This is a genomic window from Microbacterium sp. As-52, assembly GCF_049949185.1.
Taxonomy (GTDB): Bacteria; Actinomycetota; Actinomycetes; order Actinomycetales; family Microbacteriaceae; genus Microbacterium; species Microbacterium maritypicum_A.
Window position 1 is genome coordinate 502,821 of the sequence record NZ_CP188171.1, and the last position, 23,922, is coordinate 526,742.

A 23,922-nucleotide genomic window follows, 5' to 3' on the forward strand; every position below is an offset into this window, starting at 1 on the left:
GGCTGTCGACTCGTCACGGCAGTGCCGGAGAGTCGGGGCCTGAGAGCCCGGGGCTACTCTCCCACGCGATTGCGCAGACGCATGGCACGGTCGGCCTCACGGGTGTCCTGACGCTCGCGCAGGGTCTGCCGCTTGTCGTATTCGCGCTTGCCCTTCGCCAGGGCGATCTCGACCTTGGCACGACCGTCGGAGAAGTACAGCTTCAGCGGGATGAGGGTGTATCCCCCGGCCGAGACGGCGTGCGCGATCTTGGCGATCTCCTCGCGATGGAGGAGCAGCTTGCGGATGCGTTTGGCCGAGTGGTTCGTCCAGTGCCCCTGCGAGTACTCGGGGATGTGCACGGAATCGAGGAAGACCTCGTTCCCCTTCACGAACGCATAGCCGTCACTGAGGTTGGCGCGACCCTGACGCAGCGACTTGACCTCGGTGCCGGTGAGCACCATCCCCGCTTCGTACGACTTCTCGATCGTGTAGTCGTGACGTGCGCGACGATTGGTCGCGACGACCTTCTCTCCGCGTTCCCTGGGCATGATGCTCTCCTGTTGCCGTGATGAGCTCGATCGATCGTTCCGACCGAGCAGCCTTTCAGGCTATCAGGTACGCAGCCAGCGTCGGATCGCGAAGCCGGCGGAGAGCGCGGCGAGGATCACGCCGATCCCGATCAGCACGGGAACCACGAGAGCCGCGTCCTGCATCGTGACCCATGTGGTGATGAACGGCACCCTCCCCCGCAGGTAGCCGTTGACCCCGAAGTGCATACCGGCGACGACGGCGACGCTGGCCAGAGCCGAGCCGAGGAAGGCGGCGAACACGCCCTCGAGGACGAACGGCGTCTGGATGAAGCGGTTCGAGGCTCCGACCAAGCGCATGATGCCGATCTCCTTGCGCCTCGCATACGCGGACAATCGGATGGTCGTGCCGATCAACAGGGTCGCCGCGATGAGCATGAGCACGGCGATTCCCACCGCGATGTAGGTCGCGACCGTCAACGCGGAGAACAACGGCTCGAGATACTGCAGCTGGTCCTTGACCTGCTCGACCCCGGCCTGTCCACTGAACGCCTCGGCGAGCACCTGCGACTGACCAGGGTCCTTCATCGTGACGAAGAACACCTCGAACGCCTGGTCGGGCGAGAGCACGCTCGCCTGGTCCGCGCCGAGCTGGTCGACGAGCTTGGCGTACGTCTCTTCCTTCGTATCGAAGGTCATGGAGCTGATGAGCGGCTTGAGCGCGTCACCCTCGAGCTGAGCCCGGACGGAGGCGACCTGCTCCTCGCTCGCCGCGCCGTCGAGGCACGTCTCGGATTCCGAGACCGCCGAACACATGTACACCGCCACCTGGGCACGTTCGGCCCAGTACCCGCGCATGACCCCGATCTGCCCCTGCATGAGGATCGCGGCGCCCACGAACGTCAAGGAGACGAAGGTGACGAGCACGACGGAGATCACCATCGAGATGTTCCGCCGCAGGCCGCCCAGGGCTTCGGTCAGGATGAGTCCGATTCTCATGAGGTCGGGCCCACTTCCTCGTCGTCTTCATCGGAGAGTCCGAGGCGATCGGCGACGCCGAGCTCGGCGACGTCCACCGTCGGCAGAGCGATCGGATGGGTACGCGGCCGGATCACCGTCGGAGGTTCCACGACAGCACGAGGCTCCGCGACAGCAGGGGTCTCCGCGACAGCAGGAGGCTCCACGACTCCGGCCGCGGCGCCGGTCTCCGGGGAATGCACCGGCTCCGGAGGTTCGACCGTGCGCGGGGCCGGGGGAACCACGGTCTCTCCCTCGCGGTCGACGGAGGACGCGGCCGCCTTGCGCTGAGTGCTGAGCTCCTCGGCCAGCGCGGCACGCACCACCGAGAGATCGGCTGTCTGACGCTGCACCTCCTGGACCGCGGTGAGAGCAGCCGCCGCCGCCGCTCCGCGCACCTCCTCCGGGACGAGGCGCGGGATGTTGGAGGTGTCGCCGTATCCGCCGTGCACCTCGTCGCGCACCATCTCCCCGTCACGCAGCTCGATCACTCGGCGCTGCATCTGGTCGACGAATCCGGCTTCGTGCGTGGCCATCAGCACAGTGGTGCCGCCGGCGTTGATGCGAGCGAGCAGCTGCATGATGTCGACCGACGTCGCGGGGTCGAGGTTTCCGGTCGGCTCGTCGGCGAGCAGAACCTGGGGACGGTTGACGAGGGCTCGCGCGATGGCGACCCGCTGCTGCTCTCCACCCGAGAGCTCGTGGGGCATCCGCTTCTGTTTGCCGTCGAGACCCACGAGGGCGAGAGCCTCCGGAACCGCCTGCTGGATGAAGCCGCGCGACGAACCGGTCACCTGAAGCGTGAACGCGACGTTCTGGTAGACCGTCTTCGAAGGCAGCAACCGGAAGTCCTGGAAGACCGACCCGATGTGGCGGCGGAAGTAAGGCACCTTCCGGTTCGCGAGCGCGCGCAGGTCTCTGCCGAGCACCGCGACCCGCCCCGACGTCGGGACGTCTTCGCGCAGAATAAGGCGCAGACAGGAGGACTTGCCGGAACCCGAGGCTCCGACGAGGAAGACGAACTCCCCGCGTTGCACCTCGAAGTCGACTCCGGAGAGGGCGGGCTTCGACGTCCCGCGGTAGCGTTTCGTGACGTTCTCGAACCGAATCATGGCGCTACGAGCCTACGTGCGGGCTGTCGCCTGGCCGCGAGCGACACCCCGCACGGCGCTTCCGCCCTCAGGGCCGGATGGGGAGAGCTCCCCATCCGCGACCCGGTGGCGCGTCGCCTCCCACTGCTATACATGAAGATGTCGGCTGCAGGAAGCAGCTGCCGAGTTCTTTCAAGGGGGAGCCATGACAACGCCCGCAGGATGGTACGACGACGGATCGGGTCGACAGCGCTGGTGGGACGGCCAGCAGTGGACCGAGCACTTCGCCCCGGAGGCCGCGGACGCCGCGGTCGATCCCGACGCGCACGCCGGGTCCTCGGAACAGGCCGGGTCCTCGGCATCGTCGATCGACGACACCGTGATCCGTGCGTCCGACGACACCGCGACCACACCCCCGTCGCCGGACGCGACCGCACCGACGACTCCCCTGAGCGACGACCTCGGCGCCTACTCCGCACCAGCCGCTCCGGCCGCTCCAGCCGCCCCGGCGGAGGTTCCGACGCCGTCGGCCGACGTCTACCCCGGCACCGCACCGGCGTACTCCGGCAGCACGACGGGGTATCCGGCTGCAGCCCCGTACGGGCAGCCTGCCGTCGAGGAACCGAAGAAGCTCTCGATCCTCGGACTCGTGGGGCTCGGGCTCGGGGTGCTCGGCACCATCCTGGTCTTCATCCCGGTGATCGGATTCTTCGGCTTCATCCTGCTCGGCGCGGGATTCATCGTGTCGCTCATCTCGCTGTTCCTCAAGGGGAAGAAGTGGCCGGGCATCGCCGGACTCATCCTGGCGGTCGTCGGGACGATCATCGGCATCGTGATGTCGTTCGTCTACCTCTTCGCCTTCGCACAGGGAGTGAGCGAGGAGATCGACAAGCTGCCCACCTCTTCTCCGTCGATCGAGGCCACCGCGCCGAGCGATACCGACGGCTCCGAAGGAACGGATGTCGGAGTTCGTCCGACCGCTCCTGAGGTCGCGCAAGGTCTGACGGCCATTCTCTCCTCGTCGGGTGCAGAGGGGTACACCGAGGCTCAGATCACCTGCCTCGCCGACCTCTTCGTCGCCTCCGACCTCGACAATGCGACGCTGCGCACGATCGCCGACAGCGACGGCACCCTCACCGACACCGATGCCCTGTACGGTGTCGCCGAGGTGCTCGGCGACACCGATGCGATCACCGGGTGCTTGGTGCCCTGACCCGTCCCCAATGGGCCAAGAAGGCCTCGGGAGCACCGTGCTCCCGAGGCCTTCTTCACGTGATCGTCTTCTCATTCGACACAGACCCCGCAGCGCCGCTACCGTCGTCACTGACGGCCCAGCCCCTGTGGAGAGGCCTGCGTGGCGAGAACGACCTCACCGCGCATCCGCCGACCGAGAAAGACGCACGGAACGCCTGATGACAACACCTGCCGGTTGGTACGACGACGGCTCCGGAAACCGACGGTGGTGGGACGGACTGCAGTGGACGGAGCACGTCGTCACCGGGCAACACGCACCCGCCACCGAGACGACCGCAGCCGAGACGACCGCAGCCGAGACGACCGCAGCCGCGTCGACCCCCGCCGGGTCGACTCCGGAACCGGCCGCACCTGTCGTTCCCTCCGCCGACGCCGAGCAGGCGCCCTTCGTCCCGCCATACACGCTCGCCGGCCAGACGTTCTCTCCATCGGCTGCCGCAGCACCCCAGACCAGCACGACCTCCGCGCCCTATGGCGGGTATCCGGCGGCCACGTGGCCGATGGCTCCTTCTCCGCAGCCTGCGGCCGGAGTGCCGGTGGTGGGCATCTTCGGCCTGGTCGCCGTCATCGTCGGCGTCGTCAGTGCCTGCATTCCCGCGATCGCGATCGCCGGATGGGCCCTTCTCGCGGTCGGGTTCGTGATGTCGCTCATCTCCCTGTTCCTCCGCGGAAGGAAGTGGCCGGGGATCACCGGTCTCGTCATCGCCGTGGTCGGTGCGATCCTCGCTGCCGCTGTGTCCTTCCTGGTGGCCGCGACGACCTCGTCGCCGGATACCGACGGCACGTCGTTCGGCACTCCCAGCGAACGGCCGACGGATGGCGGCACCGCCACCGAGAGCCAGGACCCCTCGTCGATCGAGGGTGCCGAGATGGTGCCCTTCGCCGACCTCGAAGTGGGCGACTGCCTGCCATTGGTCGAGTACGGCGAAGACGAATTGGTGTTCGAGCTGCCCGTGGTTCCCTGTGAGCAACCGCATACCGACGAGGTCTTCTTCATCTACGACGTCGAGGACGGCGAATTCCCCGGCGACGACGTGCTGAACGAAAGTGCGTGGAACGGCTGTTATGAGGCGTTCGAGGCGTATGTCGGCAGATCCTACGAGGCTTCCGAACTCGACTTCTACAACTACCAGCCGACGAAGGCGACCTGGATCCGGGAGAACGACCGCACCGTGCAGTGCATCCTCTTCAGCTACGAGGATGTGACCGGGACCCTCCGCGACTCCGGGCGCTGAACGCGCGCGCGCAGCAAGAAGGCCCCGGATCGCTCCGGGGCCTTCTTCGTGGACTCAGTCCTCGATCTTGCGCTTACGCCAACGGATGCCCGCGGAGATGAAGTCGTCGAGATCGCCGTCGAAGACGGCCGCAGGGTTGCCGGACTCCTGACCCGTGCGGAGGTCTTTCACCAGCTGCTGGCCGTAGAGGAAGTAGGAGCGCATCTGGTCGCCCCAGCTCGCGGTGATGTTGCCCGCGAGCTCCTTCTTCTTCGCCGCCTCCTGCTCCTTCTGCAACAGCAGCAATCGGGTCTGCAGCACGCGCATCGCTGCGGCGCGGTTCTGGATCTGCGACTTCTCGTTCTGCATGGAGACGACGATGCCGGTCGGGAGGTGGGTGAGGCGCACGGCCGAGTCGGTCGTGTTGACCGACTGCCCACCGGGACCGGAGGAGCGGAAGACGTCGACGCGGATATCGCTCTCCGGGATGTCGACCTCGGTGGCCTCCTCCATCAGCGGGATGACCTCGACGGCGGCGAACGACGTCTGGCGCTTGTCGGCCGAGCCGAACGGGCTGATGCGCGCGAGGCGATGCGTTCCGGCCTCGACCGAGATGGTGCCGAAGGCGTAGGGCGCGTCGATCTCGAAGGTCGCCGACTTGATGCCCGCGCCCTCTGCGTAGGACGTGTCCATGACCTTGACCGGGTACTTGTGCCGTTCCGCCCAGCGCAGGTACATGCGCATCAGCATCTCGGCGAAATCGGTGGCGTCGTCGCCGCCCGCGCCGGAGCGGATCGTGATGATCGCGGATCGCTCGTCGTATTCGCCGTCGAGCAGCGTCTGCACCTCGAGCTGGTTGATCAGGTCGGTGAGGGCGGCGAGTTCGGCACGAGCCTCCTGTGCGGAGTCCTCATCGCCCATCTCGTTCGCGAGCCCGACGAGCACCTCGAGGTCGTCGAGACGCTGAGCGATGCCGGTGATGCGGGCGAGCTCGGACTGACGGTGGCTGAGTGCGCTGGTCACCTTCTGCGCGTTCTCGGTGTCGTCCCAGAGGTCGGGGGCGCCGGCCTCCTCGCTGAGACGCGCGATGTCGTCGCGGAGACGGGAGACATCGACGACCTCGCTGATGTCGCCGAAGGTGTGCCTGAGCGCCTGGATTTCGGCGGAGAGATCTAGTTCGAGCATGACACCTCAGCCTAACGTGCCGCCTGCCCGCGCGGGGACCCCGTCGTCCGAGATCCCTGGTCGAGCGGAGTAGCGTGAAGCTGTGAGCAGTGCATCGACGGTCCTTCGGCAGTTCGGACCCATGGTGTACCTGCCGACGATCCTCTTCGCACTCGGCGAGGGAGCCGTGATCCCGCTGATCCCGGTGCTCGCCGCATCCATGGGCGCAGACGTGGCGTTCGCGGCACTCGTGGCCTCCGCGCTCGTCATCGGGCAGCTGTGCGGGAATCTCCCCGCCGGATGGGCAGTGGGCAAGATCGGCGAGAGATACACGATGGTGATCGCCGGCGTGATCGCGATCGTCGCCGGGATCGGGATGTTGTTCGCGCCGTCGCTGGGCGTGCTGGCGGCATCCGTGTTCCTCCTCGGGATCTGCGCGGCGGCCTTCGGTCTCGCCCGGCACGCCTTCATGACCACCCGGGTGCCGGTCGCCTTCCGCGCGCGCTCCCTCTCCCTTCTCGGCGGCAGCTTCCGCCTCGGTATCTTCATCGGACCGTTCGTGGCCGCAGGACTCCTGCAGCTGTTCGGGAGTGAGAGCGCGGCGATCTGGTTCTTCCTCGCCTGTCTCGTGGTCATGGTGGTGCTGGTGCTCTTCGGGCCCGACCCGGAGAAGATGATCCCTCCCGTTCCGGCGAGCGCCCACGAGCGCTATCTGGAAGACTCCGGCGAGGCGGTGAGCGGGTCGATCCCGACAGTCGAACGCCTGGGCATCTTCCAGACGATGTGGCGCCAGCGGGCGGTGCTCGGACGCCTCGGACTCGCCGCCGCGTCGCTCTCCGCCGTGCGCTCGGCTCGTCAGGTCGTGCTGCCGCTCTGGGGACTGTCGCTGGGATTGGACGCCTCGACCATCGCCCTCGTCGTCGGTGTCTCCGGGGCCATCGACTTCGCCCTGTTCTACGCGAGCGGGCAGGTGATGGATCGCTTCGGTCGACTGTGGGCGGCGATGCCCGCGATGGTGCTCATGGGAGCCGGCTTCCTCGCGCTGTCCTTCACGCATGACGTCGATGCGGCCGTGCTGTGGTTCGGCATGTTCGCCGCGGTCCTCGGTGTCGGCAACGGCCTGTCGAGCGGGATCCTGCTGACCCTGGGCGCCGACGTCGCGCCGAAGCGTGAACCCGCGGCCTTCCTCGGTTCCTGGCGCACGCTCACCGACGCGGGCGGGGCGATCGCTCCGCTACTGGTCTCGGCCATCACCGCTGTCGCCGCCCTGCCGTTCGCGGCGGCCGCGATGGGTGTGGTCGGTCTGGTCGGCGCCCTCGGCTTCCTGCGCTGGATCCCGCAGTTCGTCCCTCGCGAGCGACCGGAAGCCGACGACGACTCCTCCGAAGGAGAACAGGAATGATCTCGACTCTGGAAGCGGACGCCCACCGCCTCATCTCGGCCTTCGCTCCCCGATCGGAGCGCGACCGCGCCGCGCAGGCCGACTTCGCCTCGTTCTTCGGGGCCGACGGAGGCCCGGTGCATCGTGAGTCGGGCCCGGATCACCTCACCGCGTCATGTGTCGTGTTCGATGTGTCGCTCGAGCACACGCTGCTCGTCTTCCATCGCAAGGGGCAGTTCTGGGTGCAGCCGGGAGGTCACGTCGAGGACGGAGACGATTCGGTCCTGAGCGGTGCATTGCGCGAACTGCGCGAGGAGACGGGTATCGCGGTGGACCCGGCGGCCGCACCTCTCGCCTACGATCTCGACCATCACGGACTTTCGTCCCGCTTCGGCTCCTGCGCCTCGCACCACGACGTCGGGATCGCCGTGGTCGTCGACCGCGACGCTGCGCTCACGGTGAGCGAGGAATCGGAAGACCTGCGCTGGTGGCCGGTCGACGCGCTGCCGGCCGAGGTGCCGCCGCAGCTCGTTCCTCGACTCGACGGACTGCTCGCGCAGCTGCGCTCCCCACGCTGATCCCCAGGGGCCGGTCACCGCAGGGGCCGGTCACCGCAGGGGCCGGTCACCGCAGGGCGGTGCGACTCGTGGCGGTCGACTCCAGCGGGACGCCGTCGGGCACGAACACGGACACCAAGGGCGGTCGCCACTCCGCCGTGACGGTGACTCGTGCGGTGACGCCGTCAGGCGTGCCTGCGGCGGTGATCGACGCCTCCCCCGGCAAGGCGGACACCATCGCCTCGGCTTGCTGCTCGACGCCGTCATCCGTGAGTTCGGCACGCACGCTGCCGTCGCGCACCGCCAGGGTGAAGCCGTCCGCTCCGGCGAGCGCGGCGGAATCGGCGAGCGCATCCAACCGCTTCTGGGCGATGTAGAGATCGGTCGCGCAGACGCACACGAAGATCACAGCCAGAGCCAGAAGCACGTAGCCGAGGGTGAGGAGCAGCACACTCCCCTCTTCGTGGTCGCCGACGGCGCCCGTCCCTGTCCGGGACAGGTCTCTCATTCTGCGCCCCACAGTCGCGACACCTTCTGCACCGCTTCGGCTTGCACGGGGACAGCGGTCGAGCGATCGAGTCCGAGCATCTCCGGCACCAATGGAAGCCGCACCGACGTCGTGACGGTGACGACGATGGTCGCCCCGGCTGACGGGCACTCGACCGCGCGTGGGGTGCAGACGATCGTCAGATTCACCGCTTCCTCATCCAGACCGTACTCGTCCACGATCCCCGCCAGCACCGCATCGCTCCTCTCCGCCGCCGTCGTCGCATCGGGTGCGCGCGCGACGACACGGGCGACGTGCCGTGCTGCTGCCTCGGCTCCGAGCGTCTGTTCCTGGATCGCACCGAGCGCGATCACGAGATAGATGAGCGGCACGAGAAGGATCACCCCCACCGCGATGAACTCGAGCGCGGCCGATCCCTCGTCATTCTTCTCCGAAAGTCTCGGCAGGTGCACGAGCCTCCACCTCCATCGCGAGGGGGAGGCCGATCAGTCCGAGCAGCGGAAACGTCGTGCGGACCCGGACGTCGACCGTCTCGTACGGCGGGGCGCCGGAGAAGCCGATTCGGATGTCCTCGGCGTAGTCCGCCCCCACCGCTCGCGAGATCACGTCTCTGGTGCGTGCGATGCCCTCCTCCGGGGTCGTATCGGCGAGAGCCGCGTGGTAGGCGCCTTCGACGGCAGCGTCGTGCACCACGTTGCGCACGTACACCGCGAAGGCGAGCTGCAGCACAGCGAGTGTGAGGGCGGTGAGGAGCGTTCCGACCAGCACGAACTCCACCGGGCTGGAGCCGCGATCATCCGCGCAACCACTCCGGTCCCCCATGTCAGAGCCCCGAGACCCTCTGGATCGCCTGCTCGAACAGCGAGGTCAGAGCAGGACCGGCGACGGCCCAGATGAGCACCACCAATCCCGCGGTCATCAATGTAACTAGTGCCTGATCCCGTTAGTCGTCGCCGTGCCCTGCGATGTCGATGTGAGCTCGGTGCCCACCTGGAGTGACGGCGATTCGTGCACTGACCGTCCGGAGGAACTCGCGGCGTTCTCCGACGTCGAGATCGTCCCACCGTTCGAGAAGGATCGGGAGCACCCGGAGCGGAGCGGCTTTCCGCACCTCCGTCGTGCGGAGCTCCTGCTCGAGTGCCGTCTGCTCTGCGGCATAGCGATCGCGAAGGGTCACATACGCCGCCTGCGGGATTCCGATTTCGAGCCGGCCCTCGATGAGTGAAACCTGCTTATTCGCCAGTTGCGCGAGCCTGCGCTTGGTGTCGTCGGTCGGGTCGCTCGTAATGCGTTGAGGGCGCTGGATGATGGCCTCGGCTGCCTCCTGCCGAATCCGGTCCTCACGCTCGTCCAGCCATCCCCGCACCGCGACATCGATGGTGCTTTCTTGCACGTAGCTTCCCGCGTGCTTGCCCTTCTCCTTCGCGTCCTTGCATCGATACACCGGCGCCCGGTCGGCCCCGTGAGCACCCCCGTGCATCTTCGAGCCGCAAGCGCACCACACCATTCCGGAAAACGCGTAGAGCGATCGTTCGCTTCGTCGATACACGCGCCGACGGCGGCGGGATTCGAGGTAGGCATCCCATTCCTCGGGCGCGATGAGTGGCACGTGGATGCCCTGCTTCGTCTCGCCGTGGTAGCTGATGAGTCCTGCCGCGAATCCGGAGTCAGGTGCGCGCCGGAGCGTGCGTTCGGACCACAGGCCGTGGCCCTTCGCCCCTAGCCCCCGGCAGGTCGAGTGGGAGGCGGATCCTGACGATCGTTGCAACACGACGAAAGGATGTCTCCCATCTAATCGGACATGGTCGATAGTCTGTCGTCCGAAGAGGGGACAGACATATTGGTCGCGGTCCATTTATCTTGACTGCGTGGACATTCTCTGGTGTCCGCGTAGTCAAGATAGATCGGAGACGCCATGCGTCGAACACGCCATGCCGTCGTGGGCATCACGCTCGCGCTGCTCATGACCATCGGGCTTGCAGCACCTGCTTCGGCAACAGCCTCTGCCCCGGCAGCGAGGGAAGCCGTGAGCGTCTCGGCCCCACCCGGTGCAGCACTGGCCGCGGCATCGGCGGCTGCTGCGAAGGCGGGCCCGCAACGATGGGCAATCTGTGGGAGTACAAACTGGGGGAGCAAGAATCCCAAGACATGTAAGTCGTCGTACACGGTGTACGAGTGGAACACGGCGATGCAGCGACCTGTGATCAAGTTCCAGGTGACCAATGGGACGAACATCTGGCCCTATGTCGCGAAGGGGTATCAAGCAACCCAGGACTGGTGCGCCAAGAACAGCCTGACGTGTGGAGTCATCACCTCAGTAGGGGTTACCATCGTGTTCGGCTGGATTCAAGCTGCTACCGGATGAATGGGGCCTGAAATGAACACGCGAAAGATTCTGCGCGCCGCCCTGTTGGGCGCAGGTGCTTATGTTTCGTCGCTCGTGATCCTGCTTCTTCTTGGCGTCACGCTCGGCCTGAACGAGTACCTCGTGGTCGCGGCCACGGTGATCGTGCTCTTGCCGATCGTGACAGTCCTGATGCGCCGGCTTCGCAAGTGGCAAGCCTCGCACCGGGTGGCTGCTGATCCAGCATCTCTGAACTAGCGAGCTATCGCGCCGATACTTACCTGCGCAACTGTGCCCAACAGTTGGGAAAGGCGCTCGGCTGGGGTGTCCCAGTCGAGCGTCTTTCTGGGTCTGGTGTTGATTTCGTGAGCGACTCGCTCGAGGTCTACGGGGTCGTGCACGGAGGGTTCAGTGCCTTTTGGGAATATTGGCGGAGTAGGCCATTGGTGTTCTCGTTGGAGCCGCGCTGCCAGGGTGATGCGGGGTCGCAGAAGTAGACGGGGATACCGGTGTCGACGGTGAGGGCTTTGTGGCTGCCCATCTCGCTGCCCTGATCCCAGGTGAGGGACTTCATCAGGTGGGACGAGAGTCTTTCGATGGTCGTGGTGAGTGCGTCGCGCATGGCTTCGGCTCCGTGGTCGCCCGGGAGGTGGACGAGCATCACGTAGCGGGTGGTGCGTTCAACCAGGGTTCCGATCGCGGACTTCTGGTTTCGTCCGATGATGAGGTCACCATCCCAATGCCCAGGAACGGCACGGTCCTCGACCTCGGGCGGGCGTTCACTGATCATGACCATCGGGTCGCGGTAGCGGGGCTGCCGCTGCTGCGCTTGCCGGCGCGGCTAGCGCCTGGCTCGCTCGGTGCGCAACGCCTCGTGCAGCTCCCGGCGAAGCTCTCCACGGCCCTGAATGTAGAGGGCAAGATAGATCGTCTCCGGGGCCACGCGCATCTCGTCCCTGTCTGGCAACTCGATTCGCAATATCTTCGCGATCTGTTCCGGACTCCACCGCCGATCTAGTCTCTCCTGAATGTAGTCGCGTAGTTCCGCGCTCTGGGCGATCTTCCCCCGGCTTCGGGCGAGGCAAACGACTAATTGCCCGTGCGTGGGCTGCGTGTGGTCGATATTCCCCAGACCGCGGGTGTGCGTTCCTTCGCAACTCCCGGCTAATCGTTGACGGAGACCTCTCGACCTCCGCCGCGATTTGCCTCACGCCCCATCCCATCCGCCGTCGGTCAGCGATCACGATCCGCTCCTCCTCAGACAGGTACCGAGACGGCATAACAGCCCCCACGATCGCCGGTCTCGGTGATCGTGGGGGCTGTTTCTTGTTGCTGCGTTTCGAGGGGCCGTTGTGCCACTCGCGACCAGTCTTGATGTTTGATGCCCACCGCGCGGCAGGCGGCCCGACTTGAGTACCCCTGCTGCATCAACTCAAAGTAGCGCTGACGCTCTGCCACCAGCTTTCGACGCCCCTGCGGCGACCGAACCGGACGAATCTCGAACTCCATCTACAACTCCCGAACACATCAGGTGTTGCAACAACCCATGGAACTCAAGTTCTCGGCCGGGTGGGGGTCTTTCTTCGTTTCGAGAGCGATCAGTCGCGGAGGTCGATCATCCTGCTGACCAGCACTGTGACGTCGTCACTGACCCAGTTGGTGTGGTTCGGCTCGCTCGCGACCTCCGACTCATAGTAGGTGGCGCGACCCTTCACCTGGCGGGAGAACGATCCGATCAGCTTTTCGTCGAGATACACGAGCCAGGACTCGGGGGAGTTTCGGCGCACCACTGTCGTTACACCGCGCACGGGCAACTCGAAGTCCGTGACGCCATCCAGGTTCTCGTCAATGTCGTTGTAGAAGGTCATGGCGGTCAGAGTACCGGGGGTCTCGGTCACGTGCGACGGACGGCGAGCATCATCCATCCGTCGGAGACTTGGGCTTCACGTGCGCCCATGTCGTCCGCCTCGATTTCGCGGGCACGATCGCGACGCAGGTACTTCCCCTCGACGGAGCACATCGATCCGGCTTTCTCCATCATGGCGATCGCAGACATGAGCTCCCAGCCCTCGGGTGCCTGGGCGGTGAGCTGCGCGCGCACCTCACCGAGGTCCTCGCCTTTGAGCGTGACGGTGTAGGCCTAGACGGGGCGGACTGGTCCGATGAGCATCAGACCAGTCCCTCGGACGCAGAGCAGCCCTAGAGTGTGGTCATGGTGCCCTTCCGATCGAAGAAGCAGATACCTGGGCTGACCCCGTTTCGTAGGTCCAGTCGTTATGAGAGTCGTCCTGTTGTCCGCGGTCGCGGGCAGGGAGACTGGTCAGATCATGACGAACAGCAGGAAGCGTCACACCCCGGAGCAGGTCGTCCGTAAGCTCGGGCAGGCCGACAGGATGCTCGCCGACGGTCAGGACGTCGCGGCGGTGTGCCGGGAGCTCGTGGTGTCCGAGCAGACGTACTACCGGTGGCGGAACCAGTACGGCGGCCTCAAGGCCGACGACGCAAAGCGCCTGAAGGAGCTGGAGAAGCAGAATGCGACCCTGAAGCGTCTGCTCGCGGAAGCGGAGCTGGAGAAGGCCGCGCTCAAGGAGCTGGCTGAGGGAAACTTCTAAGCCCGGACAGGCGCCGCGCCGCCGTCGATCACCTCAAGCGCAAGCTGCGGGTGAGCGAACGGATGGCGTGCCGTCTGGTCGGGCTGAGCCGCTCCGCGTATCGGCGACCGCTCAAGGGCGACACGGTCGCGGACCCGGATCGGGCGTTCAGGGAGTGGCTGCGCGCCTGGGCGAAGGACCATCCCCGCTACGGGTACCGGCGGGCGTATCACGACGCCCGCGCCGAGGGGTGGGTGGTGAACCACAAGAAGATCCAACGCCTGTGGCGTGACGAAGGGCTCCGGGTCCCGCAGCGGCGTCGACGCAAGCGCGTCGGGTCCTCGACCGTCGACGCGCCGACGGCGGACGCGCCGAACGTGGTGTGGGCGGTGGACTTTCAGTTCGACGCCGACGAGCACGGCCGACCGATCAAGATCTGCTCGATCGTCGACGAACACACCCGGGAGTGCATCGGCGGCCTCGTGGAGCGCTCGATTACCGCCGACCGACTCACCGCCCACCTCGAGGACCTCGTCGCCGCCCGGGGCGCCCCGGCGGTGCTCAGGTCGGACAACGGGCCGGAGTTCATCAGCGAGGCGATGGCCGACTGGGCCGGCACCCGCACCGGCCTGTCCTACATCCCTCCGGGCTCGCCGTGGCGCAACGGGTACGTCGAGTCGTTCAACAGCCGGATCCGCGACGAGTGCCTCAACATCAACAGCTTCTACTCGCTGCTGCACGCGCAGGTCATCATCGGCGACTGGAAGGACGAGTACAACCACCACCGCCGGCACTCCTCGCTCGGCTACCTACCCCCAGCCGAGTACGCTCGACAGTGCACCCATCAATTGGAAACCGACGACTCACAGAACGTCCGGACCGAATGAAGGGGGCGGCTCATACCGGCTGAGCCGTCCTTAGTTCCCGCCCCGAAGAAGTCGGTCAAGGTGGTCGAAGTGTTCACGCCGTCCGTGCCCGCTAGTCGCGGTTTCGTTGGACGCGAGACCGAAGTGAAGGACCTTCGCAAGAAGGGGCTGCGCGTACCCGGTGCCCAGGTTGTCGTGTGGGGCGAATCGGGTGCCGGCAAGTCTTCTCTCGTCAACAAAGCACTGATCGACGAGGGCCTCGTTGCCGTCAAAACACCGTGCACGCCGGGGGCGACCTACGACGAAATCCTCGCCTCCGCCTTTGCCGGAACGGGTGCGTTCTATGTCACGGAGAGTGCTGAGCATACCGAGGGAAGTGTGACCCTCGGCGGCACCATCGGAAGCGACCTTATCGGGGCGAAGGCGACCATCCAAGGCCAATTTGCTGCCGGATCTGGCATTACGAAGCAGCCGATCGCGCGGCCACAGCTTAGCCCCCAGCGGCTGGCAGCGGAGCTTGGTCGCCTCGAGTACTCCTGGGTCATCGAAGACTTTCACAAGCTCGACGAGGCCGAACGGGTCAAGGTTGCCCATGCGTTGAAAGTCTTTTCTGATGAAGGCGCCAAGTACCCTTCCACGCGGGTGATCGTGCTCGGTGTGTCCGACTCCGTTGATGAACTAGTTGCCGATTCGACCAACGTCGGAAGTCGCCTCATTGACATCCATGTACCGCCACTCGGGCACGACGAACTTGGCAAGATTCTCGACGTGGGTGGCGGGATATTGAACCTCGACTTCTCTGTCATTCGAACAAGTTTGCTGGAGACGGCAGTGGGTACGGCGAGCGTTACTCACGCGTTAGCGCTCGCCTGTTGCGACGAACGCGACATCGAACAGGCCGCAGAAGACAGGGTCACTTTCACCAACGAGGACTTCCAAGAGGCCGCGCAGAGCTATGTGCGAACGCGTTCCGGTACCGTCCGATCCCGCTTCCGGAGCGCTCTGAAGGTTCATAGAAAACGCATCTATGACAACACGGAACTCATTCTCCGTGCACTCGCACAACTTCCTGAAAGCGGAGGAACGGTGGGGGAGATCGTCGGAATCATCCGCCTCACCAAGCCGAATTATCCGTCGTCGAATGCAACCAAGTATCTGCGCGAATTGCAGGAGGAGGAACGCGGTTCTCTCGTCCGCAAAACCTCAGCCGGCGTGTACAGATTCGATGAGCCACTCCAGCACGCATACGCCAAAGCCTTCTTCGGCCCCATGCCTAAGGCGGTTGCGGATCGGATCACCGACTTCACCATGTGGGAGTCAGCTGTGGAAGTTGTCTTCACTAGCTGGTTGGCCACGCGCGAAGAGTTCGAAGCAGCTCGGGATGCTATGGATGGTGATGATGATGAAGACGAAGAGCCGACCGACGGGTAACTTTGTGGTCGCCGACGAGACCAACCGAGCGGCGTCAGGTGCGGTTCCCGGATTGCCGACATTGGTCCTGTCTGCGACGATCACCTCTCGCCAGCTACGTCGTCCAGCTGTACGGCGTTCCCCCACACCCAGCATCGAAACGTCTGCCCTTCGGCGCGGAACTCGATGCCGGCGGCGAGGGGCGTGGAGCGCACGAGCTTCGCTTCCACGCGAACAGCCTCGGGACCGAATCGCACCCACGCACGCACCCGCTTCGGCCGCGGGTAGATCGTCATCGGCTGCTCACGCACATCCATCTCACGCTCGCTGAGTGACTGCAGCGGGCCCCGCTTCGCGGCCTCAAATATCGATCGAACCTGCGACTGCATGTCGCGATATGCGGAGAGCGTCGCCCCAGGATTCCCCATAGCCGGCATGTCCTTCCTCCGGCCGAGAGCACCGATTCTACGTCGGCTAGGCGACAGTGACGTTGGGGGGCCTGGTTTAGAGCTCGTTTCCAGCTTCCCCCACGGTCAAGCCCGCGCCCGGACCGGCCTGGAGCGGGGCGCTCGGCTCCACGCCGCTTGAGGACCGGCGCCTGCCGGGCGGCCAGGTTGTGAACCTCTTGTACTGGCCCATCTCGTAGTCGCCGGGTCGCTCCCCGCGCGCATACGCAGCGCTGATCTGGTTCCCCACCTGAAGGATTGACCCAGTAATGAACGATGAGCTCACGCCTGCCAACCCGCCCTCGACGGCGAGGCTCTGAGCGTAGGCACGCATGATCGCCAGGAGCTGTTCGCGTGCCTCGGCGTCTGGAATCAGAATGATCGCCAACTTGAGGCCGCTCGTTCGCGGGCCGTGGAAATGCTCCGCGAGCCGCTTGTCCACGAGATCCATCTGTCGGCGCACGTCAGGATCGGAGCGGTCCATCTTGAAGCTGTCGACTGCATCGCTCTCCTTGCGGAACAGTTTCGCCACCACCAGCGCCGCGTCTCGGAGCCGCGTATCTTGCTCGCTCTGGCGTGCGACCTCACAATCTCGCTCGGCGTACCTAGCTGCTGCGCGCTGTGTGATCGCCACGCCGCCGAGCGTTCCACCAACAGCGATGACAGCCGAAACCAGAGAGAGCCATTCCATGCTCTGACGCTTGCGAGGGCACGCGCTCGGGATTAGGGACTAGTCATAAGTGTGAACGGTGCGTGTTGCCACCACAACTTGTCATCCGATTGCTCTACGTGTTCACGAAGGCGCACGCCAAGGGGGCGGTCCGTTCCGCACTGCGTAGCGCAATCGGTGTCGGCCTATTCGTCAGCGTCGTCTGCTTCTTCGCCTTTCGCGAGGAGCTGCTCGAACTCTTCGCGCTCTACGAATCGAAAATCAGGATCCGGCGCTTTCAAAGGAACTGACTGGGATGATCCAACTTGAGCGAGAAGCGGCGTGAGATGCGATCTGGCGAAGTCGAAAAGAGTTTCCGCTGCCTCGGATTTGAGGACGTCTCGGTGAAGCACCTCCGGGTCGACGTTTCGAGCTCCATAGACGATCCCAGAGACCTCGATCTCGGCCCAGCCATCCTCCGATGCCGCGCGAAGTGTTCCGAACATCGCTCGCGCAGGCTTTTTGGTCGACAGGAGCTTGTCGATCACAGTCAGCTTCCACACGATCTCCTCTTCGTCAACGGAGTCGGAGTCGAAGCCCGTCGCCCGGAGGCGAGCCACCCTGATCCCGCCGAGCCGGAGGCTCACGTGAGTACGCCCTTGGCGTGCACTGCGCGAACAAGAGCACCCGTGTCGTCCCAGCTCGCGGAACGCTTTCCGCCCTCGCGCAGTACGTAGAACGCGTGGGTCACTTCATTTAGTGCTCGTTGCGACATGCGGACGCGCTCGTCTCGCGCGGCCTCAACTTCGAACTTGATTACGACCTCGCTGGCAGAGGAGAGCAGCCGCAACTCAGTCAAGGTAAGGTCCGTCTGCCCGGCGAGCGCGTCTTCAAGCGTGTCGACGTCGATCCCAAGGCGTCTTGCGACCTCTTCTCGAGAGACACCCGCTCGATCGAGAGCGGCCACCAACACATCGAACAGTCGCTCGTTGTGAGCGATGTTGCATTGCGCTGACCAGTGGAACAAGTCGTCGATCGGCGTCAGTTCACTACTGAGCGCCCTCCATCGCGATGCTGCTTTTGCCATCAGAACACCTCCTTCCCTTGTATTAGACTACCCGCGCGAAATCGCCCCGGCACCATGCCTCCGCTCGGGCCTCAGCGGTCTCAATATCAGCATCCTGCTCGACTAGACCCGCGGGTGAAGCTTCCTTGGTGGCGAGACCTAGGGCCAGTAGCTTGCGTGGGTGGAGTGCGGGCTCACCGAGATACAACCGAAGCAGTCTGGGCTTTCGTCCGAAAATTTCTCTCACGTACCGTAGCCGCGGCTTGAGCTCGACGGTGTGACGCCCTACGACGTTGCCCTCCGCCTCGCGGCCTACGAATCGCACTGTCCCTGTTCTTGCCTTGTGCATGAGCAGTGTTAGCTGGTTCGCGTACTCCGCGTGCTCCGCCGGACTCAGCCGCGGATCGAGGCTGTTGTCGTTCAGAGCGGAGATCTCGGTGTGAGCATCGCGCACTGAGAAGTCCCACTCCCCCAGTGGCCAGCTACCTTCGCCACCCAAAGCCCCGAAGCAGCGGGACCCAATGGGTTCATGCGGAATGTAGCACGCAGGTTGCACGGCTGTCATGACGTCACAATAGCGGAGTCGCCCGTCGCCGGTATCCGGCTGCGCCGAACACCTGTCACGAGTGTGAACGTGTTCTGATCCCACGACGGGAACTGGCACCAGTCACGAATGTGACGAGCACCCATCCGGGAACATCACCCGTTTCGTCGCCGATGAAGGCGCGGAACCGGGGTGCGGCGTCATGCCAGGGGCGTCGCCGCTGCTCCTGCGTTCGTGCGGTCATGGTGGTCCTTTCGTCGTGCGGTCAGCCGATGCCGAGCCGGAGGATGAACAGCCCTGGATACACGGCGAAGAGCACCGAGAGCGGAAGGATCAGGAAGACGAGCGGGAGAAGCATCAGGATCTCTTTGCGTCCCGCCTGCTCGATCAGCACACGTTTCGCGTCTTCGCGCGCATCACCCGCCTGAGCGTGCAGTACCGCGGCGAGGGGCGCACCATGCTCGAGCGCCGCGATCACCTGGTCGACGACGCGCGACAGTTCGGGAAGCTGGAGGCGTCGCGCCATCTCGTGCAGTGCGTCGGCCAGCGGCGAGCCCGTGCCGACCGCGAGCACCACCTGGCGCAGTTCAGCAGTGAGTTCGCCGGAGCCCACGTCGGCCACCCGACGCAGAGAATCGAGGAACCCCTCACCTGCGGAGAGGCACAGAGCCAGGAACTCGAGAGTCGTCGGGAGCTCGTCGGTGAGTCGCACCCGGCGAGCCTTGGCCCTCACAGAGAGCTGAAGGTCGTACGCAGCGGCGGCAGCCGCCCCGCAGAGCAGCGGCATCACACTCGTCGGCACCGTCAGCCGTCCGGCCAGCGCGAGCACGGTCAGCACGACTGCGCCCACGCCGATCCCGGCGAGGCCCCAGCCCAGTTGCCGACCACGGAACGATGCGGGGCTCGTGCGCACACCCGCCTGCGCGAGGCGCTGGCGGAGAGCCTCTCCCCCGCCGACCAGCCTCTCGAAAGCGCCCCGCGCACGCTCCCACAGCGTCCGCCCGCTCGTGGGAAGTGATCCCACCGCGGGGAGGACACCTCGGGGCAGGTAGTCGTCAGCGACGACATCGCGCACATACGGCCCGATCCGCACGACGAGAGATGCCGCTCAGCGTATGGCACTCCCGAAGGGATGCTCGTGATCTGCCGGGGAGCAGCGGTGTCGGTGGTCGCGTTTCACATCATGGTCCGCATCGGCAGGCTTCCTTCTTGCGCTGTCTCAGGTACTAGATGTGCCGGTGGGTGGATCTTGTGCCTGTAGACGCACCTGATCTGCGGGCGTGATAGCAGCTCGGCTGGGGGCCGATCCCCCTTGCACGGCCCCGAAGAGGGCGGAGTCGGGCACTACAAACTCGGATCGCCTGCGTTGCTACTGCGGTCGAGTGATTGCGCCGCTGTCTGCGCGAGCTTTGAGTATCGGTTGAGAAGGAGTTGCACTCGTTTCGGCCGGCGAAGAAGTTCCGCCAGCCCGGCGGGTCTCCCCCGCCTCGGGATCGGCAGCCGAAGCAAACCACGGGTATGCGGTGTCGGATCGGCACTCACTCCGGTCAGGTCATGGTGATAAACAGGATGCGTCCGTCGGGGTCCCGGACGGTGAGGACGCCGTTTCCTCGTTCTTTGGCGTCGGCGAACTGCAGCGCACGCTGATACGCCATCTTGTTGCGGATCGTGAGTTGGGCGTCGGCGGTCCATGCGCGGTTGGCTTCGGCTACCTGTTCGAAGATGATGCCGTCGTCGATGATCACGCTGTTGCTGCCGCCGTTGAGGCGACGGCCGAGGAGATACTCGTAGTAATTACGCGTCATGGCGATGTTGGCCGTGGGGAGTGCCACCCGGACGGAGACGCGAGACGGCGTCGTGGCATCGTCGTCTATGGCTGGGGGCGACACGGGTGGGGTTCGACGGGTGCGGTCAACGACGACCGTTTGGCCGTCCGAGAGCTCCAATCGGTGCCGAATGACCCACGGTGACTCGGAGATGACCGATGATTCGGAGCGATGGAAGCGACGCCCATCTGGGAAGTCTCCGATGGCCTGTTCGTTATCGAGGGCGCGGAAAAACTGGCGGGTGGGGACGAGGGAACTGTCTTCGACAAGCTCGAACGCTTGAGGCGTGCACAGGGCGTCTGCAAGTTTCTCGATGTACTCGCGATCCTGCACGTCGGCGTCCGAGAGCCAGTCCACTCCGTGGACGGCGCCGAGTACTGATGCAGCCATCGAGGCGACGGTGTCGGTGTCCAGCCCGGGCTCAAAAGCCGCTTGGACCAAGCCGCTGTACGGTCGGGACCCCGCGCGCCCGGCGAGGTAGAGAGCTGCAGCGACGCTGATGGTTCCGGAGCCGGAGTAGCGCCCTTTGGCTCCGAGGTCATCGAGCGTGTCGGATACGTTCGACATGCTGCCTCGGTTGAGCGAGCTGCTAACGATGGTGAGCAGTTGCGACATTTCATTGCAGGCCTCAAGCCAAGTGGCGGTGAACCAATCAGCTCGATCGTTGTTATCCCAAACGAAGAGGACGTGAATGTCGGGGTCATAGGTGACCGCGTCATAGGCGGCGTTGATGAGCGTGTCTGGATGCAGGGTATCGTCGCTGGTTGCTGCCTCATAGAGGGCGCTGGCCAGCGCGAGCGCGCCGAGGATCGCTCGAGGGTGACCATGCGTTGTCGTGGCGTCAGCGACGACGCGGGCGTACAGCTGTTGCCGGTCGCCATTGGTGAGTGCCCAAATCACGTGCGGCGCGATCCTCATCGCCGCGCCGTTCGCGCCCGCATCGAAGTACTTGTCGGGGGTCACTCCGCTGCCTGACCCGCGAAGCCATGGTGCCCGACCGCTTGCCCACGCGTTGGCCGCCTGCAGAACGGCCCTGCCCCCTCCGCGCTGGTACGTGGGCCAAGCGGGCAACTCGGCGCGGATAAAGTGGCGGAGCCAGCCTTCGCCGTACAGGCACGATCTGGCCACGGCGAGCATGAGCTGCGTGTCGTCGCTGTATTCACCGGCTCGAACCGTCTCCTGGTACCGCTGGAATCGAGTGCCGGCGTTACGTCGCCAATCCGTGAAGATCGCTTCGCGCGGCCGGGCCTCGCGTGCTCGTGCTCCTCCAACAAGCCCACCGCGGGGTTCCTGCGGCCATCCCAGTGCGTCACCGACGGCAGCGCCGAGGAGGATTGCGCGGGATCGTTCTTGGGTCGTGATCCTCACTCAGGCACCTCATCTTCGGGTTGGAACGGACCTTGTAGGTCTAGGGGGACCAGCCCGTGCACGGCGTTCCTCACCTTCGGTCCTTGGAACATTGATTCCGACTGAAACCAGTCGAACACGTACGGATCATGTCCAAGGACCGCCAGGCGGGAAAACTCTCGTGTCACCGCAGCCGCGCTGGGTACGACGATAGCGCGGACCAGGGACAGGGGTATTCCGTTGGGTACCAGCACTTCGGCTTGCACGTCGGTCGGGCATGCCAGAAGGTGCTTTGGTTGCCGTGCGTAGCCGTTCACTGATTGCGCGTACTGGTTGCTCAAACCGGTGACACCGTCGGCGAGCGTCGTGCCGGAGAGCTTAGCGGCGTTGGCCGGGGCGAACAGCACACCGGGAGCCGTGAGGATACTAGGGTCGATGAGCAGAAGCATCCAGTCCGAGAAGTTCGTGTGGTTGGGACGACGTGCAGCCTTACTGAAGTAGTAGGCGTTCGGGTATTCGACGTTGCAGCACACGTGCGAGAGCAGGCCGTCGTAGCGCTCCGGATCAGTAATGTTGTGGGAGATCCCGCGCTCGATGAGAGTCGCCGTTGGCAGTATCTCGCCAGTCTGCAGGATTCCGGGGAAGTTGCGGCTGTTGGTGAAATGCGTGACCCGGGTGATCCCTCGCGTGGCTACGAAAGTCGCGATATCGCCTGCGTGTGACATCAACTGTCACTTCCGGTGACGGCCCACAGTCCGCTCTCAGCGTGCGGGAGCAGCTCGGTGAGTTCGCCTCTGAACGTCACCAGCAGCTCGGCCCGGGCTCGTGTGATTCCAACATAGAGAAGTCGCGCGTCGCGTTCCAGCGCTTCTGGGCGGCCGAACGCGGCGACTCTGTCGGGGTCTGGGAAGCGCGCGGAGCCGAGGTCGGGAAGGATCACCGCGTCGAACTCCAGCCCTTTGGCTGAATAGTACGTTCCGACGTACAGGCCTCCGTCTGGACGCCACGCCTGGTTCTCGTTGAGCTCTCGGTGTGGGAGTCGGCCTGCCCAGTACGCGGCCTCGCGCCAGGTTTTCGCGAGGATTGCGACGGTCCCTATGGAGGCAAGCTGCGATGCTTGGGACTGCACAGCGCGCATTGCGTCTTCGTGGGAAGCGGCCCGGTACAGAGTAGGCGGAACGCCGGCAGTTGCGGGGGATGTCGGTTCAACGAGGTCCGACCGGTCCGGGAAGTGCGGCAATGCGGATGCGGCGATGGCGAGACGAGCGATGCCTGCGCTGTTGCGGTAGTTCTCACGAAAGGTCTCGGCCTTCCGGACCCGAAGCCCGCACGATGCGTAGGAGGTGTGATAGCCATAGAGCTGTTGGGCATAGTCAGCAAACAGGGTCACGGTGCCGCCTGGTTGCATCAGCTTCACGAGGGAGCGAATCGCTTGAGGCGGAAGATCTTGCGCCTCGTCGATCAGGATGTGACGGTAGCGGCGAGGGGTCTCGTCGTTCTCGAGCTCACGCAGGATGGCGGAGGGCAGTTCCCACCAGTCGTAGCGCCGCCCCCGCGCGGCGCGCCGAGTGAGATACTCTTCCCGGACATGCCATATCGCCTTGCGCGGACCCGCGCCGAGAGCCGTCGCCCTGCCTCGCCTCTCGGCCTCGAGATACGCGTGCCGTGTCGCGAGACCGTTCCCTGAGATCCAGTCGAGTTCGTCGGCGAAGAAGTCGACGGGGCGTGCCAACACCTCCGACTCCCGGCCTGCCTCGACTACGTCTCGGATCGCTTGTCGGAGAACGCCGTGGCGCATCGCGCCGTCGAGGATGTCGCCCTCTCCCATCAGACCGCGACCGTGGAGGTACCCGCGGGCGACTCGGTGATACGTCTCGATGTCGAGGTTGGCGCCTGCCCGACCAGTGAGGTGTTGCAGGTAGCCCCGCAGTGCCTTGTTGTAGGTGACGAGGAGGGTGCGGTTGTCATCCAAGGCGAGGTTTGCGAGGTGGACGGCGCGCAGAATTGCCATGGTGGATTTGCCTGAGCCTGCGGTGCCGAGGACAACCTGGTCGCGGTCTTCGTCAAGGTAGACAACGTCATGTTGACGCCCGACTGGGCGAGGCAGCCCCCCTACTGTTCCTGCTGAACGCACGCCA

General features: G+C 65.1%; 26 protein-coding genes and 1 pseudogene. 8 read left to right on the forward strand and 19 right to left on the reverse strand.

Annotated elements, in window-relative coordinates:
* Positions 1-53 precede the first annotated feature (53 nt).
* The 3 genes from smpB to ftsE form a co-directional block, all read right to left on the reverse strand.
* The gene (gene smpB / locus ACLFA2_RS02435) at positions 54-530 is read right to left on the reverse strand and encodes an SsrA-binding protein SmpB (protein ID WP_021199784.1); all 477 of its coding nucleotides are present in this window, start codon (positions 528-530) and stop codon (positions 54-56) included.
* A 63-nt stretch (positions 531-593) separates the two neighbouring features.
* Entirely contained in the window at positions 594-1,508 is a 915-nt protein-coding gene (ftsX, locus tag ACLFA2_RS02440) for a permease-like cell division protein FtsX (RefSeq protein WP_021199785.1), read from the reverse strand.
* The gene (ftsE, locus tag ACLFA2_RS02445) at positions 1,505-2,638 is read right to left on the reverse strand and encodes a cell division ATP-binding protein FtsE (protein ID WP_021199786.1); all 1,134 of its coding nucleotides are present in this window, start codon (positions 2,636-2,638) and stop codon (positions 1,505-1,507) included. Before ftsE ends, ftsX begins: the two co-directional genes overlap by 4 nt.
* 184 nt (positions 2,639-2,822) lie before the next feature.
* Between ftsE and ACLFA2_RS02450 the strand changes: the two genes are divergently transcribed.
* Together ACLFA2_RS02450 and ACLFA2_RS02455 are read left to right on the forward strand one after the other, a co-directional pair.
* The gene (locus ACLFA2_RS02450; protein ID WP_426621968.1) at positions 2,823-3,830 is read left to right on the forward strand and encodes a DUF2510 domain-containing protein; all 1,008 of its coding nucleotides are present in this window, start codon (positions 2,823-2,825) and stop codon (positions 3,828-3,830) included.
* 199 nt (positions 3,831-4,029) lie between these two features.
* Complete coding sequence (locus ACLFA2_RS02455; protein WP_426621969.1) at positions 4,030-5,106, forward strand: DUF2510 domain-containing protein; 1,077 nt, start codon at positions 4,030-4,032, stop codon at positions 5,104-5,106.
* 54 nt (positions 5,107-5,160) lie between these two features.
* Here ACLFA2_RS02455 and prfB read toward each other — a convergent pair whose 3' ends face one another.
* The gene (prfB, locus tag ACLFA2_RS02460; RefSeq protein ID WP_029260598.1) at positions 5,161-6,270 is read right to left on the reverse strand and encodes a peptide chain release factor 2; all 1,110 of its coding nucleotides are present in this window, start codon (positions 6,268-6,270) and stop codon (positions 5,161-5,163) included.
* A 121-nt stretch (positions 6,271-6,391) separates the two neighbouring features.
* On the opposite strand from prfB, the gene ACLFA2_RS02465 reads away from it, so the two are divergent.
* Together ACLFA2_RS02465 and ACLFA2_RS02470 are read left to right on the forward strand one after the other, a co-directional pair.
* Entirely contained in the window at positions 6,392-7,651 is a 1,260-nt protein-coding gene (locus ACLFA2_RS02465) for an MFS transporter (RefSeq protein ID WP_167253506.1), read from the forward strand.
* The gene (locus ACLFA2_RS02470; RefSeq protein WP_426621970.1) at positions 7,648-8,208 is read left to right on the forward strand and encodes an NUDIX hydrolase; all 561 of its coding nucleotides are present in this window, start codon (positions 7,648-7,650) and stop codon (positions 8,206-8,208) included. Before ACLFA2_RS02465 ends, ACLFA2_RS02470 begins: the two co-directional genes overlap by 4 nt.
* Before the next feature lie 46 nt (positions 8,209-8,254).
* On the opposite strand, the gene ACLFA2_RS02475 is transcribed toward ACLFA2_RS02470, so the two are convergent.
* From ACLFA2_RS02475 to ACLFA2_RS02490, 4 genes are all read right to left on the reverse strand, one after another.
* Positions 8,255-8,695 (reverse strand): pilus assembly protein TadG-related protein, encoded by a 441-nt coding sequence (locus tag ACLFA2_RS02475; protein WP_046398939.1) that lies wholly within the window; start codon positions 8,693-8,695, stop codon positions 8,255-8,257.
* On the reverse strand, positions 8,692-9,147 hold the full coding sequence (locus ACLFA2_RS02480; RefSeq protein ID WP_426621971.1) for a TadE family protein: 456 nt from the start codon (positions 9,145-9,147) through the stop codon (positions 8,692-8,694). Before ACLFA2_RS02480 ends, ACLFA2_RS02475 begins: the two co-directional genes overlap by 4 nt.
* Positions 9,116-9,517: a TadE/TadG family type IV pilus assembly protein gene (locus ACLFA2_RS02485; protein WP_167253446.1), complete on the reverse strand. Its 402-nt coding sequence runs from the start codon at positions 9,515-9,517 to the stop codon at positions 9,116-9,118. The genes ACLFA2_RS02480 and ACLFA2_RS02485 overlap by 32 nt, the downstream gene beginning before the upstream one ends.
* Positions 9,518-9,638: 121 nt before the next feature.
* On the reverse strand, positions 9,639-10,550 hold the full coding sequence (locus ACLFA2_RS02490; protein WP_426621972.1) for a zinc ribbon domain-containing protein: 912 nt from the start codon (positions 10,548-10,550) through the stop codon (positions 9,639-9,641).
* An 84-nt stretch (positions 10,551-10,634) separates the two neighbouring features.
* Between ACLFA2_RS02490 and ACLFA2_RS02495 the strand changes: the two genes are divergently transcribed.
* Together ACLFA2_RS02495 and ACLFA2_RS02500 are read left to right on the forward strand one after the other, a co-directional pair.
* Positions 10,635-11,060, forward strand: a complete 426-nt coding sequence (locus tag ACLFA2_RS02495) for a hypothetical protein (protein WP_219870112.1) — start codon at positions 10,635-10,637, stop codon at positions 11,058-11,060.
* A 12-nt stretch (positions 11,061-11,072) separates the two neighbouring features.
* Positions 11,073-11,297: a hypothetical protein gene (locus ACLFA2_RS02500; RefSeq protein WP_426621973.1), complete on the forward strand. Its 225-nt coding sequence runs from the start codon at positions 11,073-11,075 to the stop codon at positions 11,295-11,297.
* On the opposite strand, the pseudogene ACLFA2_RS02505 reads toward ACLFA2_RS02500, so the two are convergent.
* The 3 genes and pseudogenes from ACLFA2_RS02505 to ACLFA2_RS02515 all read right to left on the reverse strand — a co-directional run bounded on the left by ACLFA2_RS02505 (position 11,294) and on the right by ACLFA2_RS02515 (position 13,140).
* Positions 11,294-12,548 (reverse strand): annotated as a pseudogene (locus ACLFA2_RS02505) (IS30 family transposase). The gene ACLFA2_RS02500 and the pseudogene ACLFA2_RS02505 sit on opposite strands and share 4 nt — an antisense overlap.
* Before the next feature lie 89 nt (positions 12,549-12,637).
* Entirely contained in the window at positions 12,638-12,907 is a 270-nt protein-coding gene (locus ACLFA2_RS02510) for a hypothetical protein (protein ID WP_426621974.1), read from the reverse strand.
* Between the two features lie 26 nt (positions 12,908-12,933).
* Positions 12,934-13,140: a hypothetical protein gene (locus ACLFA2_RS02515; protein ID WP_426621975.1), complete on the reverse strand. Its 207-nt coding sequence runs from the start codon at positions 13,138-13,140 to the stop codon at positions 12,934-12,936.
* A 226-nt stretch (positions 13,141-13,366) separates the two neighbouring features.
* Here ACLFA2_RS02515 and ACLFA2_RS02520 point away from each other — a divergent pair.
* Positions 13,367-14,517 (forward strand): IS3 family transposase gene (locus tag ACLFA2_RS02520; protein WP_426621584.1). Its coding sequence is split into 2 segments (ribosomal slippage): positions 13,367-13,637 and positions 13,637-14,517, totalling 1,152 coding nucleotides; the frame shifts between segments, so codons are not numbered across the junction.
* A gap of 60 nt (positions 14,518-14,577) precedes the next feature.
* Positions 14,578-15,927, forward strand: coding sequence for an ATP-binding protein (locus tag ACLFA2_RS02525; protein WP_426621976.1), 1,350 nt, complete (start codon positions 14,578-14,580; stop codon positions 15,925-15,927).
* Positions 15,928-16,007: 80 nt separating this feature from the next.
* On the opposite strand, the gene ACLFA2_RS02530 is transcribed toward ACLFA2_RS02525, so the two are convergent.
* The 8 genes from ACLFA2_RS02530 to ACLFA2_RS02565 form a co-directional block, all read right to left on the reverse strand.
* On the reverse strand, positions 16,008-16,334 hold the full coding sequence (locus tag ACLFA2_RS02530) for a hypothetical protein (protein WP_426621977.1): 327 nt from the start codon (positions 16,332-16,334) through the stop codon (positions 16,008-16,010).
* Positions 16,335-16,410: 76 nt separating this feature from the next.
* Positions 16,411-17,043: a hypothetical protein gene (locus tag ACLFA2_RS02535; RefSeq protein WP_426621978.1), complete on the reverse strand. Its 633-nt coding sequence runs from the start codon at positions 17,041-17,043 to the stop codon at positions 16,411-16,413.
* Positions 17,044-17,207: 164 nt separating this feature from the next.
* The gene (locus ACLFA2_RS02540) at positions 17,208-17,648 is read right to left on the reverse strand and encodes a hypothetical protein (RefSeq protein WP_426621979.1); all 441 of its coding nucleotides are present in this window, start codon (positions 17,646-17,648) and stop codon (positions 17,208-17,210) included.
* On the reverse strand, positions 17,645-18,088 hold the full coding sequence (locus tag ACLFA2_RS02545) for a helix-turn-helix domain-containing protein (protein ID WP_426621980.1): 444 nt from the start codon (positions 18,086-18,088) through the stop codon (positions 17,645-17,647). The genes ACLFA2_RS02540 and ACLFA2_RS02545 overlap by 4 nt, the downstream gene beginning before the upstream one ends.
* A 788-nt stretch (positions 18,089-18,876) precedes the next feature.
* Positions 18,877-19,704, reverse strand: a complete 828-nt coding sequence (locus ACLFA2_RS02550; protein WP_426621981.1) for a type II secretion system F family protein — start codon at positions 19,702-19,704, stop codon at positions 18,877-18,879.
* Positions 19,705-20,158: 454 nt separating this feature from the next.
* Positions 20,159-21,805, reverse strand: coding sequence for an ADP-ribosylglycohydrolase family protein (locus tag ACLFA2_RS02555; protein WP_426621982.1), 1,647 nt, complete (start codon positions 21,803-21,805; stop codon positions 20,159-20,161).
* Complete coding sequence (locus ACLFA2_RS02560; protein WP_426621983.1) at positions 21,802-22,509, reverse strand: DarT ssDNA thymidine ADP-ribosyltransferase family protein; 708 nt, start codon at positions 22,507-22,509, stop codon at positions 21,802-21,804. Before ACLFA2_RS02560 ends, ACLFA2_RS02555 begins: the two co-directional genes overlap by 4 nt.
* Positions 22,509-23,795 (reverse strand): 3'-5' exonuclease, encoded by a 1,287-nt coding sequence (locus ACLFA2_RS02565; protein WP_426621984.1) that lies wholly within the window; start codon positions 23,793-23,795, stop codon positions 22,509-22,511. Before ACLFA2_RS02565 ends, ACLFA2_RS02560 begins: the two co-directional genes overlap by 1 nt.
* Positions 23,796-23,922: the final 127 nt, after the last annotated feature.

What these genes read in the sequence shown, in the direction of transcription:
- smpB (WP_021199784.1), bottom strand. Translation starts at nt 530, where the DNA reads ATGCCCAGGGAACGCGGAGAGAAGGTCGTCGCGACCAATCGTCGCGCA.
- ftsX (WP_021199785.1), bottom strand. Translation starts at nt 1,508, where the DNA reads ATGAGAATCGGACTCATCCTGACCGAAGCCCTGGGCGGCCTGCGGCGG.
- ftsE (WP_021199786.1), bottom strand. Translation starts at nt 2,638, where the DNA reads ATGATTCGGTTCGAGAACGTCACGAAACGCTACCGCGGGACGTCGAAG.
- ACLFA2_RS02450 (WP_426621968.1), top strand. Translation starts at nt 2,823, where the DNA reads ATGACAACGCCCGCAGGATGGTACGACGACGGATCGGGTCGACAGCGC.
- ACLFA2_RS02455 (WP_426621969.1), top strand. Translation starts at nt 4,030, where the DNA reads ATGACAACACCTGCCGGTTGGTACGACGACGGCTCCGGAAACCGACGG.
- prfB (WP_029260598.1), bottom strand. Translation starts at nt 6,270, where the DNA reads ATGCTCGAACTAGATCTCTCCGCCGAAATCCAGGCGCTCAGGCACACC.
- ACLFA2_RS02465 (WP_167253506.1), top strand. Translation starts at nt 6,392, where the DNA reads ATGGTGTACCTGCCGACGATCCTCTTCGCACTCGGCGAGGGAGCCGTG.
- ACLFA2_RS02470 (WP_426621970.1), top strand. Translation starts at nt 7,648, where the DNA reads ATGATCTCGACTCTGGAAGCGGACGCCCACCGCCTCATCTCGGCCTTC.
- ACLFA2_RS02475 (WP_046398939.1), bottom strand. Translation starts at nt 8,695, where the DNA reads ATGAGAGACCTGTCCCGGACAGGGACGGGCGCCGTCGGCGACCACGAA.
- ACLFA2_RS02485 (WP_167253446.1), bottom strand. Translation starts at nt 9,517, where the DNA reads ATGGGGGACCGGAGTGGTTGCGCGGATGATCGCGGCTCCAGCCCGGTG.
- ACLFA2_RS02490 (WP_426621972.1), bottom strand. Translation starts at nt 10,550, where the DNA reads ATGGACCGCGACCAATATGTCTGTCCCCTCTTCGGACGACAGACTATC.
- ACLFA2_RS02500 (WP_426621973.1), top strand. Translation starts at nt 11,073, where the DNA reads ATGAACACGCGAAAGATTCTGCGCGCCGCCCTGTTGGGCGCAGGTGCT.
- ACLFA2_RS02510 (WP_426621974.1), bottom strand. Translation starts at nt 12,907, where the DNA reads ATGACCTTCTACAACGACATTGACGAGAACCTGGATGGCGTCACGGAC.
- ACLFA2_RS02530 (WP_426621977.1), bottom strand. Translation starts at nt 16,334, where the DNA reads ATGGGGAATCCTGGGGCGACGCTCTCCGCATATCGCGACATGCAGTCG.
- ACLFA2_RS02535 (WP_426621978.1), bottom strand. Translation starts at nt 17,043, where the DNA reads ATGGAATGGCTCTCTCTGGTTTCGGCTGTCATCGCTGTTGGTGGAACG.
- ACLFA2_RS02545 (WP_426621980.1), bottom strand. Translation starts at nt 18,088, where the DNA reads ATGGCAAAAGCAGCATCGCGATGGAGGGCGCTCAGTAGTGAACTGACG.
- ACLFA2_RS02560 (WP_426621983.1), bottom strand. Translation starts at nt 22,509, where the DNA reads ATGTCACACGCAGGCGATATCGCGACTTTCGTAGCCACGCGAGGGATC.
- ACLFA2_RS02565 (WP_426621984.1), bottom strand. Translation starts at nt 23,795, where the DNA reads ATGGCAATTCTGCGCGCCGTCCACCTCGCAAACCTCGCCTTGGATGAC.